This window comes from Psychrobacter sp. DWR1-2-3 (assembly GCF_049896465.1).
Taxonomy (GTDB): Bacteria; Pseudomonadota; Gammaproteobacteria; order Pseudomonadales; family Moraxellaceae; genus Psychrobacter; species Psychrobacter maritimus.
In genome coordinates, this window is the sequence record NZ_JAFCUJ010000003.1 from 302863 (window position 1) to 316906 (window position 14044).

Here is a 14044-nt window from a genome sequence, read left to right on the forward strand (position 1 = left end):
TTATGGGTCGTTATTATGAACGGCAACGCCGCTTTATAGCCAACATAATTGGCTACATTTTTAGCTGCGACAATATCGCCACTTCCCGAATATAACTGGCCAAATCCTCTTTAGACTCTGCCATCAGCTCATCGTCTTGCATATGCTTGGCGTACTCAATCCAAAGCAGCAGCTGATACATACTATTGCGCTCAGAGGCTTTGTACTGTTTAACAAACTGCTTAAGCGTGCCTTCATCATTGATATTTAAGCGCTCAAACCAACTCTCGATTTTAGAAACCTGCTCTTTTGGGAAAAAGGCATCAAACAAGGCTTTGACCAATTCATGGCGATTTTCTTCACTGATAAGTTTACCGACGCGCTTGGTTTGGCGATTACGCGCATTGGCACTGGTGATATCAGCAAGCGCCATCAGCTCCGCCATAAAGTAATCACTTGCTGGCAGGTTTTTGAGCTGTTTTTTCGATAAGCTGGCAAGCGGTATCGACAGTGCTTGCAAGCGCTCATGAGCTTTTTTGAGCTCTGTGCGCGAGACGCGCATATCATGTTCTGACCAGTCAATCATAAAAGCTTTCCATTTTTCGAGATAATAAATAATAGATAGTAAATAATAAAGTTAATCGCATTTTTGCCATTTATACCTTGCAGCTTATAAGTTTTAGCGACAAAGAAAGCATCACCAACGATTCTTTTCACGGTGTTTAGCAACAACGGTCAAACCTTCAGGCAAGCTGGCCGTCAGCTTATCTTGTAAATGCTTGGTGATAAATACCGAGCGATGTTTGCCGCCCGTACATCCAATAGCGACCGTGACCGTATGGCGATTGTTATGCAGAAAATCAGGCAGCCAACGATTAAGAAATTTTGCGATATCTTCAGTCATCTCAGCAACTTCTGGATAATCGGCAAAAAAATCAGCAACCTCAGGGTCAAGACCGGTTGCGGCTCGTAACGTTGGATTCCAATGTGGATTTGGCAAAATACGCACATCAAAGACGAAATCTGCATCGATTGGGCTGCCGTATTTAAAGCCAAACGATAGCAGGTTAATCACTATTTGATTATCGACCCCAACATAATCACGCAAGCGCTCTTTCAACTGATGAATATTTAGCATAGTGGTATCGATTTTGACATCCGCCTGCTTAAATATCGGCTGCAAAAGCTGAATTTCTCTTTCAATCGCTGCTGGCAGATTATAAGTGGTATTTTCTATACCCTTAGTATCTTGCACCATCAGCGGATGAATGCGGCGGGTAGCATTAAAGCGCGCAACCAAGGTTTCTTCTTGCGCCGTCACATAGACCACAGTGACCGCTTCTTCACCATACCTCTGCTTTAACGCATCATGAGTTTCAGCGAAATTAGACAAATCCGCACGTGGTGTACGAATATCGACACCCAGCGCGATGCGTTTAATCCCACTATCGCAGACCAATTTTTGCGCCGCTTCAGGAACCAATGACAAAGGCAAATTATCAATAGAATAATAGCCTAAATCTTCTAAGATATTGAGTACTGAGGTTTTACCTGAACCTGAGCGCCCTGATACTACTAAGATATTTAATCTATCTTTATTTTCTACTTTCGCGTTTATAGGCTTTGCTAAATTGTCATTTGCCTGTGCTTGCTTGTCATCCTTACTTGCACTCATGATCCGTCATCCTAATAATTGCGTCTGGCGAATTATTCTGTCAGCACGGCAGCTTGACCGTCACTAACTGATTGTCTAATAAACGTGCACGGCCCAACCAAGCCGCAACCAAGATCACCAAATCCTGCTGATTCCCATTGAAAATTGCAGAGGCAGCATCTGTCTCTAAAGAATCGAGCTGAGCCGTTTTAACTTCTAAATAATCAATTTTAAAGCCCGCCTCAGAGATGCGTGCCCGTGTCTCTGTTAATAAAGGCGCAAGCCTTTTTTCGAGATGCTGACCCTGCATTAACTGCTCAGCTAAGCGGAGCAATTCTTTATGCAGCACAGGAGCAACATTGCGCTCAGCTTCGGTTAGATACTGATTGCGCGAAGATAATGCTAAACCATCAGCAGCACGTACGATAGGCGCACCTATAATTTCAATTGGATAGCTTAAATCACGCACGATTTGCTGGATAATTGCCAATTGCTGATAGTCTTTTTGGCCAAATACGGCCACCTCAGGCTGAATGATATTAAAGAGCTTAGAGACCACGATGCCGACGCCATCAAAGTGATTGGGGCGCGATTGACCACATAGTTGGGTGGTAATTTCCCCAGCGCGGACTGACGTTGGTGGCGGTAATACTGGATACATCTCATCAATACTTGGGGCAAATACATAATCAGCACCAACGGTAGCAAGCTTGGCAACATCTGCATCTAAGGTACGTGGATAACTGTCAAAATCTTCACCGACGCCAAATTGGGTAGGATTGACAAAGATACTCACCACGACAATATTGGCATGCTGCTTGGCAAGCTTTACCAGCTCAAGATGACCGTCATGTAGATTGCCCATGGTTGGTACTAACGCAATACGCTGCTGGCTATCTTCCTGACCACGATAAGGCTTTAAGGCAGCACGCAATGCTGAGATATGATGATGAATAATTGGCATGGTAAATACTCTTATCCTGATAGCTTTTTCTACTGATAATCGTCAAAACACTAAATTTAAAGCATTAAATTCAAAGCGCTAAATACTAAGCACCAAATTCAAAGTTTTAAATTAAAGACCACTAGCTAAATTGGTGCTGCTCAGTCGGAAAGCTGCCATCGCGTACCGCTTGCTGATATAGGGCAAATGCGCCTTCAATACTACGCGCGCTATTACGCTCATCGGTTAAAAAGTCATGGACAAAGCGCGGCACACGACCGTGCACCATACCAAGCATGTCATGCATGACTAAGACTTGACCATCAGTATCGGCACCAGCGCCAATACCAATTACCGGTACGGCAACCGCTTGGGTTACAGCTTTTGCAAGTTCAGCAGGTACGCATTCTAGTACCAAAAGTGCAGCACCTGCCTCGACCACCGCTTTGGCATCAGTAAGCAGCTTATCCGCCGCTGCATCACCGCGCCCTTGGATTTTATAACCGCCAAAGACATTGACTGATTGTGGGGTTAAGCCAAGATGTACGCAAGTGGGCGTACCTGCTTGCGCTAATGTCGTGACTAAATCGCAAAGCTCACTACCGCCTTCAATCTTAATCACATGCGCGCCCGCCTGCATCAGCTTACGGCTATTGGCAACCGCTTCTGGGAGCGTCACATAACTCATAAACGGCAAGTCGGCTAAAATCAGTGCGTGCTTATTACTACGGGCAATATTGGCCGTATGATAAGCCATATCATCGACGCTGACCGGTAAGGTTGAATCATGACCTTGTACCACCATGCCCAGACTATCACCAATCAATATCGTATCGATTTGTGCTTTATCCATCATGCGCGCAAACATCGCGTCATAGCAGGTCAGACAGGTAAATTTGGTACCGTCTTTTTTAAATTTATTTAAAGTCGATAACGTCGTCATATCGTTACATCATCCTCAATGCTTTCAATCATCAATACGTTTAACAATCAATGACTGGAAATGCTGCTAAATGCCAATTTTCTGCTACTTTTTAGTAGTTAATAAATATATTTAACGGTTAATACATCAATCATCTGATAGTAACTTTAACCCTGTCCAATCGTTACTCAGCGGATAATCCTTTATAGGTTTACCTTTAATAATCAACTCTGGCGCTAGCTCTCGCAGTGGTATCAAAACAAAATTACGTTCAGGCAAGCCAGCATGCGGTATGGTTAATTGCGGCTCTGATATTTGCGCGTCACCATATAATAAGATATCGACATCAAGGCTACGCTCGCCCCAACGGCGCAAACGGGCGCGTTTGGCTTGCTGCTCTAGCGCTTGGCAAAAATCAAGCAGCTCAAACGCAGTCAAAGTGGTCTCAAATCCTGCGACCGCATTGATAAAATCAGGTTGGTCTTGCGGTCCCATCGGTGCTGAAGCATAAAAGGAAGACACCTGTACCGCGCGTATCTGCTCGTGATTTTGCATAGTGGCAACGGCTTGCTGCAAATGCTCGACAGGCGAACCTAGCTCATTTGTCAGATTGCTACCTAAGCCTACATAGCAGGTAACCCAAGTTGCGGCTGCATAGCTCTCATTGTTACCGCTAGCATCAAAGTGCGTATTCATAGTTATCACTTTACTCTATTGTCCGCTCATAAGCTTAAACGTTATTAACGCTTGGCTGACGGCGGCGACGCTTCGATGGTACAGGGCCTTTTTGCTCATTCATTTTACTAGCAGCTGTTTGATTCTTAGCTGACTGACTTTGACTGGTCTGGCTCTTCGTATCTTGACTGGTTTTAGTAGGTTTTGCTGCTGAAGCTTTGGTTGCCTTCTTAGCATTATTTTCAACGTCACTAGTTTCAGTTTTACTAACAGCTTCAGTCGCTAGCTTCGGCGCTTTTTTTGCGTATCTCGCCGCTTTTTGCGCTTTGTTATCGACTGCTTTAGCCTCTACTACGCTATTGCTATCAGCTGAGCTATTTCCATTGTCATTTTCTACAACAGTAGGCTGACGGCGGCGACGCTTATGCGGTATCGGCTCATTATTCATACTGACGAGCGCCGGTGTTCTGGCTACCGTACGCGTAGCATACTCGGTCGTATGCGCTTTAGCAGAAGCTGAGTCACTACTAACATTGGCATCAGTTTGCTTTGACTTCGTATGATGACTTTCTACTTTGTCAGATTGTTCCTTCTTAGACGCTGCAGTATTATTTACTACTTTCTGAGTCGCTGCGTTGTCAGTAACAGCGTTTTTTTCTACAAACGCTTGGCTAGCCGGTTTAGATTTAGAAGGCGACTTAGATGACGATTGCGACTGTGCATCACTTGGCAATTGCTTGCGTAATGGCGGTACAACCTTCTCATGCTCTATGACAAACAACGGTGCAGGCTTGGCATTGTGGCGTTTAGTTGCCGCTTGATGACCTATGTTAGCAAGTGATAACTGCTGCAATTGCGCCAGCTCATTATTATCTTGTGTCGCTTGCTGCTTATCATAGCCCTGATTATGACTATTATTGCTGACACTATGATTACCATTGTTATTAGCCTGCTGAGTAGACTGACTGGCGGCGCGGCGACGGCGTGATGGCACGTTTAAGGCATCATTAACCGCCTGCTTGCTATGACCATTGCCGTTTACTTTATCTTGCTGATCGTTTTCTATGTGATTCACCTTGCCATTATCGTTCGAGGTTTGCTGTTTTTGACGATTACGCCCGCGACCGCGCTGCCCTTGCTTATAAGCACCGCGACGAATATTTTCATCAAAGTCATCAATCGCTTGTTGCTGCTGCTGTTCGGTCAAGGTTTGATAGTTGTGCCACCACTCGCCCATACCGTTGGTCGATTCTGATAGTGGATGTTCGGCATCGCCGCACTGCTCACGCAATAGCAAGAAATCAAAACCGGCGCGGAAACGTGGGTGCTCAGACAGCTGGACAATTTGTTTACTACGTGGGGCGGCCAATTTTGGCTGCAATATCCAGATATCACGAATAAACTGTTCAGCGAATTTTGGAATAGCAGTTTTGATACGCTGACGGTCGATGACTTTGCCCGCTGCATGCATTTGTGCATCGGCAAAAGGCATATTGCGCTTTTTGGCTTTTTCTAATTGATGTAAGTAGTTTTCCCACAGCAACGCGGCGTAAAAGAAGGCAGGGTTAATACTTTTGCCAGCACCGATACGTTTGTCGGTATTAATAGCGACTTGTTTCACTAAAGCACTTGGCTCAGCAGGTGGGTAAATGATTAAACTATCAATCGCACCAGACTCAAATAATAGCGGCAATAGTGGCACTAAATAGCCACCAGTAAACATCTTTTGCGTTTCATCATACAGACGATGCGGAGAGATTTGCTCAAGTAGCGCCCAATTACCATCATGGAACTGTGCGGCTAGTTCGCTATCAAAATCAAAGCCCAACTTAGCTTTAAAACGTAAGGCGCGCAGCAATCTGACCGGATCTTCTTCGATACGAGTCGGCGCATTGCCTAACAGGCGAATAATTTTATTATCAATATCTTCAAGTGCACCGCAAAAATCATGCACCACGCCTTTAAGTGGTTGATAATAAAGGGCATTGATAGAAAAGTCGCGACGGGCAAAGTCTTGTTTGATATCGCCCCAGACATTGTCGCGCAGAATCATACCATCTTGATTGGTATTGGAATCATTAAGCGGTGGTCCACGGAAAGTAGCCACTTCGATAAGCTCGCGCCCAGAGTAGACATGCGCCAATTGAAAGCGGCGACCGATAATACGGCAGCGCTTGCCAAAGACATCTTTAATCTCATGGGGCTTAGCATCAGTGACCGCGTCGAAGTCTTTTGGACGCAGGCCTAGCAAGGTGTCGCGCACGCCGCCACCGACGATATAGGCATCAAACCCAGCTCGGGTTAGGGTTGCAATCACTTCGGTAATGGAATTTGGTAATTCAGATTTATTCAGTTCTAACTGCTTGGCGGCACGCTCGGCCATGCATCTACTCCTCGCCTTTATTCTTAACCACCCCTGACGAACACAGCGTCTATCAGGCGGATGTACCTGCTAGTTTAACAAATTTTGGCCATGGTGGGTGTGTTATGACATTTACTTACATGCTATTTTGTCAATATTGGGGTTAATTAATACAAAATATCCTGATTAATACCGTGATTAATCCTGCACCCTTAAACGTCTGCGATTCTTCTCAACGGTTTTTGCACCGATGCCTTTTACCTTAGTTAATTCATCAACGCTCTTAAAGCCGCCAAACATCTCACGATATAAAATAATGGCCTGCGCTTTACTGCTGCCAACACCGTCTAATGCCACCAGCTCGGCTTCGGTCGCCCGATTGATATTAATACTGGTCTGCGTACGCGCTTGGCTTTGCGCTGTTTCTTGCGTTAATAGATAATTATAAGCACTTTGGGCGTTATCAAAACAAGGGGCGGCAAGGACAGAATGAGATAGCATAGCCATGATAGAAACTATGCCTACTAAAGAAATGGCTGCATTTTTAAACAAATTAACATGCTGCCATTTAATAAACGACCATTTGATGGCTAACCATTTAGTAAGCAAGCTTTTATTAGTCGCGTTCATGTTGTTTCGCCGCTTCCCATAACGCATCCATCTCATTGATATCGCTATCTTCTAAACGCTTGCCAGCGGCAGCTAACTGGTCTTCAATATAGCCAAAACGCGATTTAAACTTATGCACACAAGTTAAAGTTGCAGTTTCAGCGTCGAGGTTTAGTTTACGGGCGACATTGACCAGCGCAAACATGCAATCGCCAAGCTCCTTTTCAATCTCTCTGATATTGGTTTTGCTTATATTATATTTAGCAGCATCTTTTGGCTTATCTAAAATCTCGGCCTTTAGCTCGGCAATTTCTTCATCGAGTTTATCAAATGCGCCACTGACACCTTCCCAATCAAAACCCAGTTTTGACGCCTGTTTTTGCACATCCTGCGCTTGCATGAGCGCGCTGCCGGCTTTGGTATTGTCCAAACGGCGCTGTGGTTTACCACGTGCAGCGCGGGCTTGTTGCTCCTCCGCCTTAATCTCATCCCAGCGTTCTTTTACCGCTGCTTCATCTTGTAGCGTTTCTGCTTCAAACACATGTGGATGCCGGCGAATCAGCTTTTCTTGTAAAGTGGTAATCACATCGCTCATATCAAAGCGTCCTTGTTCAGCGTACATCTGACAATGAAAAACCACTTGCAGCAACACATCACCAAGCTCGCCTTTGATGTCTTCATCATCATCACCTTGTACCGCTTCACCAAGCTCATAGGCTTCTTCAATCGCATAAGGAATGAGGCTATGGTTGCTTTGCTTTTTATCCCACGGACAATCTGCTCGCAGCCGTGCCATTAAGGACAACAAATCCGCTAACTCGCCACTTGCTTCTGGCGTTCCTGGTACCGGTATTGGCGCTGTTATTTTATTTTCTAAGCTATTCATAAAAAACACTCTTATATTTTTATTGGTTATTCAATAGAACCCTGTTAAGTTTATAACGATTTTGTCGTTAGTGTAGCATTGAACGCTGATTAGCTTATAATTGGGTGACTTACTTAATTATCATCTCACTGCTTAAACGCAAGGATTTTATCGTTATGCCCACATCCGATACCAATAATGCTAGCTATGCGACTCAAACCCAGTTCGCGCCGATTAACATTGATTCATTTAAAGCTTACGATATCCGCGGCGAGCTTGGTGTCAATCTCGATGAAGCTATCGCTTACCGTATCGGCCGTGCTTTCGCGCAAATTTTATTCGAGCGCTATAACAGTGCCGATAGTGATGCTACCGCTGAACTGAAAAACTTAAAACCAGCTATCGTTATTGGTAGCGATATCCGTCATTCAAGTGAGCAGCTAAAACAAGCGACAATCAAAGGTATGCTAGATGCCGGCGTCGATGTGATTGATTTGGGTATGACAGGTACGGAAGAGGTTTATTTTGCCACCAGCTACTATCAAGCGTTGGGCGGTATCGAAGTCACTGCCAGTCATAATCCGATTAACTATAATGGCTTAAAATTGGTCAAAGAGCATTCAAAACCGATTAGCGCCGATGATGGTTTGGCAGAAATTCAAGCATTGGCAGAATCGGGACAATTTACCACTGCTAGAACTTTAGGCAATTTAGAATTAATGACGGATAAAAGCGCCTATATCAATCATGTGATGACTTTTATTGATACTGACAAATTAAAACCACTTAAACTGGTTATTAATTCAGGAAATGGCAGCGCAGGTCCGGTGGTTGATTTATTAATCGATAAGTTAGCACAAGCTGGCGCACCGATTGAAGTCATCAAATTGCATCATGAGCCTGATGGTAGTTTTCCAAATGGCATCCCTAACCCGATGATTTTGGCTAATAGAACCGCCACCCAGCAAGCGGTGTTAGAAAATAAAGCCGAACTTGGGATTGCCTTTGATGGCGATTTTGACCGTTGCTTTTTATTCGATGAATACGGCGAATTTATCGATGGTAGCTATGTCGTTGGGATGCTGGCGCAAGCGTTTTTAAATAAGTATACGGGCGAGTCGATCGTTTATGATCCACGGGTAATTTATAACACCGAAGCTGTCATTCATGAGCATAATGGTAAGGCGGTTATTAGTAAATCTGGGCACTCATTTATTAAGCAAGTCATGCGTGATTCTGGCGCGGTTTATGGCGGCGAGATGTCAGCGCATCATTATTTCCGCGATTTTTTCTACTGCGATAGCGGTATGATTCCTTGGCTGCTGACCATTGAGTTATTATCGATTACCGGTAAAACATTGTCAGAATTGGTCAGCGGTTATATTGCAGCCTATCCAAGCTCAGGCGAGCTGAATTTTCATCTGACCACGCATGATGCGCAGGCGATTATTAAGGCAATTGAAGATAAGTTCAGCGCTGAAAATCCAACCAAATCGATGCTCGATGGTTTGAGTTTAAACTTTGGCGAATGGCGTTTTAACTTACGCGCCTCAAATACTGAACCATTAATTCGGTTAAATATTGAAAGTCGCGGTAATGAAGATTTACTACGGACCAAAACCCAAGCCATTCAACAATGGCTTGCCAGTAAAGGTGCGGTACCTGCTTAATATGAATAGCTGCTGTGCTGAATAAAGACATTCTAAACCTGTGAAAATAAAAAAAGCGCCGATTAATTTTTATATTAATTGGCGCTTTTATTTGGATTTAATCTAATAACTGTCTTTTGCTGCACTAATTTTCTATCGAGTTACTACCTAATAGAAAGCCTTATTTGGCGCGACCAATCCCCATATAGTCGCCGACTAGACCATCTATCTGCGGTCGTGACAAGGCATTTTGCGCATCGAATATGGGCATCGCTTGCTCATTAAGCTTGGCAATATCTAGTCGATTTTCTGGCAACCAGCTGATAATAAAGATTGCCTGCGCCTCATTAAGCTGTTGATACGGATTGTTTATCAACTGAAGTAATGACTGCTGCTTATAAAGTGCGGCAAGCTCCGTTTGCGCTTTATCACTATAAACCAGCGTTCGGATATTATAAGACCATAATAATGCCAATAAAGGATGAATCGCCGACTCTGCCGTCCGTCCCGAGCCTGCTTTATAACTACCGCCCCAAATCATGACGGTTTTATTATCGATAAAACCATCAAAATATTGCCAAAACTTACGGAATATCAGCTCTTTTTGGTCTTCATTAATATGGATAACCGATTGCAATAGCGGCATGGCTAGGCTCTGCGCTTGACTTGATTGCTGCAGCTGAAGCAATTCGGTCGGAAGTGTATTGCCACCAAAACCCCAGCCCGCTTGCAAGTAGCTACTGCCCACACGCTCATCGAGTCCCATAATGTGGCTGACCTGCTGGATATCAACCTGATGACTGTCGGCCAAACGCGACATTTCATTCATAAAGCTGACCCGCGTTGCCAGCATCGCCATGATGCTGCTACGCGCAAATTCTATCGTCGCAATATCGGCATGATACGTTGCACGCGCATGCTGCATTAATGGTTGAAGCATATGTAGATGATAGCTGCTGTTTGGCGTTTTTTCACCGAGTAGCCATAACGACGGATTCAACATCGAGCTATAGGCATCACCGTCTTTTAAGAAGACGAATGGTAAATAATATACCCAAGCGCGCTGTAAAAGCTTGGATAATGCGGCAACCACACCCAACTGTTTAATACCACTCATAATGAGCGCTAATGCTTGCTGATGACTATGATTAAAGGCGGTAATCCAACTGTCTTCTAGCCATACTGAGCTAATACTATCTAAAAACAGCCAATATAGCGCAACTGATTTTTTCTCATCATTATCATTCGCCACTTCATAACGCTGTATAAGCTCATCAGCACTCTTTGGCAGCGCATAACTGACAATCTGTTGCTGCTGATCATACATCTGCCAAAGCGCTTGCAGATGATGCTCAAAACCATATTGTTGTAACTGCTGCGCCAATATATCTTTATCGGCATAGAGATGAACCGCATGACCGAGACTTGCCAGCACCACGGCACTGGTAATAGCCTCAATACTATGACCGACAAGGACACAAACGTTAGTATTTATCGCCGTATTATTAAACGAATTGGGTACAGATTTATGCTTATGTGTATTTATGGCATCAGCGCTCATGAGTTTACCTTTGATTATTGGTGAATTAGCAGCGTGAATAAATTAATAGCAGGCACTCTTAAGAAAGCAGCTTAATATGCTGTAATAGCTGATTGGTAGAGCTGTCGAACTGCTCACCACCCTCTTGCTGCATAGCGGTATGCACTGACTCTGCCATCTGCTTACCCATCTCGACACCCCACTGGTCAAACGGATTGATATCCCAAATGCTGGCCATCACATAAACCTTATGCTCATAAAGCGCGATTAATGCCCCCAAACTATGCGGGGTCAGCTCGTCAATCAGTAAAGTCGTTGAGGGCTGATTGCCGCGGTAGTATTTATACTTATCAGCATCAGAAGCGATTTGTATATCAGCATCAGCAATCGCCGCATTGCCAAAAGCCAGTACCCGACTTTGTGCTAGACAGTTAGCTAAAGACAATTCATGCTGCTGCTGTAGCGAGGCATTGGTCGCTTTATCACTATAACGACGCACACAGGCGATAAAATCACAAGAGACTTGCTGCGTTCCTTGATGCAAGAGCTGATAAAAAGCATGCTGCGCGTTTGAACCAATCTCACCCCACAAAATCGGACAAGTATCATAATCAAGGCGCTCACCATGCAGCGTCACCGATTTACCATTACTTTCCATTTCAAGCTGGGTCAAGTAGCTTGGCAAATACTCTAAACGCCCATCATAAGGCAATACCGTATGGGCATTTACCTGTAAAAAGGTACTGTTCCAAACGGCAAGCAAACCTAATAATACCGGTAAATTTTCTGCAAAATCCGCTTGCGCGAAATGCTCATCCATACTATGAGCGCCGGCTAATAATGCTTTAAAGCCATCGATACCGATACGAATGGCAATAGCCAATCCAATCGCTGACCATAAAGAAAAACGGCCGCCAACCCATTCCCAAAGCTGCAATTGATGCTCAAGATGAATGCCCCACGCGCTCATTTTCTCGCTGTTGGCTGAAATACCAATAAAATGGCGACGTAATACACTGTCCTCCGTACCCGCCCGCAGTTTTGCGGTTGCAAGCAACCATGACAGCGCGGTTTTGGCATTGGATAACGTATCAACGGTACCAAAAGACTTAGAGGATATAATAAATAAAGTGGTTTCAGGATTTAAGTGCTTCAGCAAATTATCAAGCTGCGTGCCGTCCATATTGGAGACAAAATGCACTTCGATAGCAGTATCCGCCCACTCATCAAGCGCCGTGGTCGCCATCAGCGGACCCAAATCAGAACCACCAACGCCGATATTAACCACATCGGTAATCGCCTTGCCGGAAAATCCGCGCCACGTACCACTGCGTACCCGCTCGGACAATCTTGCAACTTGTGCCAAGCTCTGATGCACATCAGCCACAACATCTTGCGTATTAACTTGCAGTTTCGCAGTAACTGGTAAACGCAGCGCCGTATGCAACGCCGCACGCTCTTCACTGGTATTAACCATTGCGCCTTGCAACAAGGATTTAATACGGTCTGACAATTCACAACTATTCGCCAAGTTTAATAAATTTTCTAGCACAGCATCATTAATACACTGCTTACTATAATCCATATATAGCGCGCCAGCTTGCGTACTAAAACGGCTCGTACGCTCAGCATCTTGCGCAAACAGTTCATCAAGCGACCACGGCTGTGCCGCCAATTCCTGTAGCTGCTGCCAGTATTTAGAGCTGCGCGCGCTGCTATAACGGTTATTATCTTTTATATCGTTCATTCATTACTCTTCATCTGCTAATTGCTGCTGCGCGAAATAAATAAACGCCTGCATATAAGAGCGCATATCTCCGGCATCATAACTATCACCCCGCATCGTCGTGACATTGACGCCATATTGACTAATCAACGCATCGATAGCATCAGTCAGTTGAATTTCACCGCCAATCGATGCCTTGGTATTGGCTAGATAATCAAAAATATGGTTACTAAAGACATAACGCCCAACCACGGCCAATCTAGAAGGTGCATCAGCTAAGTTGGGCTTTTCTACAAAACCGGCGACTTTAAAACTGGTATTTGCATCTGCTTTATTATCTATATCATGATGTACACTGTTATCAAATTCGCTTAATTGAGCGATGCCGTATTTATGGACCTCTTCATCGGCGACTTTATCAACCAATATCTGTGAATGCTTGTCTTTAGCGAAAGACTCAATCATAAAGGCTAAGTTATCAGCCGTCATATCGGTGGTAAAGGGATCAAGCACCACATCGGGCAGCAGTACCGCAAAATCATTCATACCTATAATTGGTCGCGCGGCAAGCACCGCATGCCCTAAACCTAATGGCTTGCCTTGGCGTATCATCGATATCGTCACATCATCTGGTAGCCAATTTAAGCTATCGGCTAGCTCATCTTTACCTTTAGCACGCAATTGGTTATCCAGCTCAGCATTGATATCGAAGTAATTTTCAATGGCGCTTTTTTGTGCATGACCGACCAACACAATATGCTTGATACCAGCAGCAATCGCTTCTTCAACGACATAATGAATCGAAGGACGATTACCAAGTGGCAATAGCTCTTTCGGCACCGATTTCGATAATGGCAACATACGCGTGCCAAAGCCTGCAACTGGAATAACGGCGTGGATAATTTTTTTCATATCATTCTCAATTCATCCAAACTTATATTGTATAATTTATCTAATCAAATTTTTTAGGTCTAAGAGAATTGATATATCCAGCGCCGCCCGTAACCAATATCTTGTTTTTCATAATTTCTACATTTTAGTCAATGAAAAATATTTTTAGTATAAAAAAAGACACCCCATTGTAGGGGTGCCTTGTATTTTTTTCAACGACGTTTCGGTA

The 14044-nt window shown here is 44.3% G+C and carries 12 protein-coding genes; 1 reads left to right on the forward strand and 11 read right to left on the reverse strand.

From position 1 onward, the window contains the following. Nucleotides 1-52: 52 nt before the first annotated feature. The 8 genes from yjgA to mazG form a co-directional block, all read right to left on the reverse strand. A complete protein-coding gene (yjgA, locus tag ACP7AA_RS07645) occupies nt 53-565 on the reverse strand; it encodes a ribosome biogenesis factor YjgA (protein WP_201564375.1) in 513 nt (170 codons plus the stop codon). Between the two features lie 111 nt (nt 566-676). Further along, the gene (gene rapZ, locus ACP7AA_RS07650) at nt 677-1654 is read right to left on the reverse strand and encodes an RNase adapter RapZ (protein WP_426223143.1); all 978 of its coding nucleotides are present in this window, start codon (nt 1652-1654) and stop codon (nt 677-679) included. A gap of 40 nt (nt 1655-1694) precedes the next feature. Continuing rightward, nucleotides 1695-2597, reverse strand: coding sequence for a pantoate--beta-alanine ligase (gene panC, locus ACP7AA_RS07655; RefSeq protein ID WP_426223144.1), 903 nt, complete (start codon nt 2595-2597; stop codon nt 1695-1697). A 121-nt stretch (nt 2598-2718) separates the two neighbouring features. After that, a complete protein-coding gene (panB, locus tag ACP7AA_RS07660) occupies nt 2719-3519 on the reverse strand; it encodes a 3-methyl-2-oxobutanoate hydroxymethyltransferase (protein WP_426223145.1) in 801 nt (266 codons plus the stop codon). A 126-nt stretch (nt 3520-3645) separates the two neighbouring features. Continuing rightward, a complete protein-coding gene (gene folK / locus ACP7AA_RS07665) occupies nt 3646-4194 on the reverse strand; it encodes a 2-amino-4-hydroxy-6-hydroxymethyldihydropteridine diphosphokinase (RefSeq protein WP_426223146.1) in 549 nt (182 codons plus the stop codon). A 34-nt stretch (nt 4195-4228) separates the two neighbouring features. Further along, on the reverse strand, nt 4229-6556 hold the full coding sequence (pcnB, locus tag ACP7AA_RS07670; protein WP_426223147.1) for a polynucleotide adenylyltransferase PcnB: 2328 nt from the start codon (nt 6554-6556) through the stop codon (nt 4229-4231). A gap of 177 nt (nt 6557-6733) precedes the next feature. Then, nucleotides 6734-7042, reverse strand: coding sequence for a ComEA family DNA-binding protein (locus ACP7AA_RS07675; RefSeq protein WP_426223148.1), 309 nt, complete (start codon nt 7040-7042; stop codon nt 6734-6736). Nucleotides 7043-7151: 109 nt separating this feature from the next. Next, the gene (gene mazG, locus ACP7AA_RS07680) at nt 7152-8030 is read right to left on the reverse strand and encodes a nucleoside triphosphate pyrophosphohydrolase (protein ID WP_426223149.1); all 879 of its coding nucleotides are present in this window, start codon (nt 8028-8030) and stop codon (nt 7152-7154) included. 155 nt (nt 8031-8185) lie between these two features. On the opposite strand from mazG, the gene ACP7AA_RS07685 reads away from it, so the two are divergent. Next, nucleotides 8186-9679 (forward strand): phosphomannomutase CpsG, encoded by a 1494-nt coding sequence (locus tag ACP7AA_RS07685; RefSeq protein WP_426223150.1) that lies wholly within the window; start codon nt 8186-8188, stop codon nt 9677-9679. 160 nt (nt 9680-9839) lie between these two features. Here ACP7AA_RS07685 and ACP7AA_RS07690 read toward each other — a convergent pair whose 3' ends face one another. From ACP7AA_RS07690 to ACP7AA_RS07700, 3 genes are read right to left on the reverse strand one after another with little or no spacing between them, the layout of a single operon-like run. After that, nucleotides 9840-11219, reverse strand: coding sequence for a UDP-glucose/GDP-mannose dehydrogenase family protein (locus ACP7AA_RS07690; RefSeq protein WP_426223151.1), 1380 nt, complete (start codon nt 11217-11219; stop codon nt 9840-9842). Between the two features lie 58 nt (nt 11220-11277). After that, nucleotides 11278-12945, reverse strand: coding sequence for a glucose-6-phosphate isomerase (gene pgi / locus ACP7AA_RS07695; protein WP_426223152.1), 1668 nt, complete (start codon nt 12943-12945; stop codon nt 11278-11280). 3 nt (nt 12946-12948) lie between these two features. After that, the gene (locus tag ACP7AA_RS07700) at nt 12949-13836 is read right to left on the reverse strand and encodes a UTP--glucose-1-phosphate uridylyltransferase (RefSeq protein ID WP_426223153.1); all 888 of its coding nucleotides are present in this window, start codon (nt 13834-13836) and stop codon (nt 12949-12951) included. Nucleotides 13837-14044: the final 208 nt, after the last annotated feature.

What these genes read in the sequence shown, in the direction of transcription:
- yjgA (WP_201564375.1), bottom strand. Translation starts at nt 565, where the DNA reads ATGATTGACTGGTCAGAACATGATATGCGCGTCTCGCGCACAGAGCTC.
- rapZ (WP_426223143.1), bottom strand. Translation starts at nt 1,654, where the DNA reads ATGAGTGCAAGTAAGGATGACAAGCAAGCACAGGCAAATGACAATTTA.
- panC (WP_426223144.1), bottom strand. Translation starts at nt 2,597, where the DNA reads ATGCCAATTATTCATCATCATATCTCAGCATTGCGTGCTGCCTTAAAG.
- panB (WP_426223145.1), bottom strand. Translation starts at nt 3,519, where the DNA reads ATGACGACGTTATCGACTTTAAATAAATTTAAAAAAGACGGTACCAAA.
- folK (WP_426223146.1), bottom strand. Translation starts at nt 4,194, where the DNA reads ATGAATACGCACTTTGATGCTAGCGGTAACAATGAGAGCTATGCAGCC.
- pcnB (WP_426223147.1), bottom strand. Translation starts at nt 6,556, where the DNA reads ATGGCCGAGCGTGCCGCCAAGCAGTTAGAACTGAATAAATCTGAATTA.
- ACP7AA_RS07675 (WP_426223148.1), bottom strand. Translation starts at nt 7,042, where the DNA reads ATGGCTATGCTATCTCATTCTGTCCTTGCCGCCCCTTGTTTTGATAAC.
- mazG (WP_426223149.1), bottom strand. Translation starts at nt 8,030, where the DNA reads ATGAATAGCTTAGAAAATAAAATAACAGCGCCAATACCGGTACCAGGA.
- ACP7AA_RS07685 (WP_426223150.1), top strand. Translation starts at nt 8,186, where the DNA reads ATGCCCACATCCGATACCAATAATGCTAGCTATGCGACTCAAACCCAG.
- ACP7AA_RS07690 (WP_426223151.1), bottom strand. Translation starts at nt 11,219, where the DNA reads ATGAGCGCTGATGCCATAAATACACATAAGCATAAATCTGTACCCAAT.
- pgi (WP_426223152.1), bottom strand. Translation starts at nt 12,945, where the DNA reads ATGAACGATATAAAAGATAATAACCGTTATAGCAGCGCGCGCAGCTCT.
- ACP7AA_RS07700 (WP_426223153.1), bottom strand. Translation starts at nt 13,836, where the DNA reads ATGAAAAAAATTATCCACGCCGTTATTCCAGTTGCAGGCTTTGGCACG.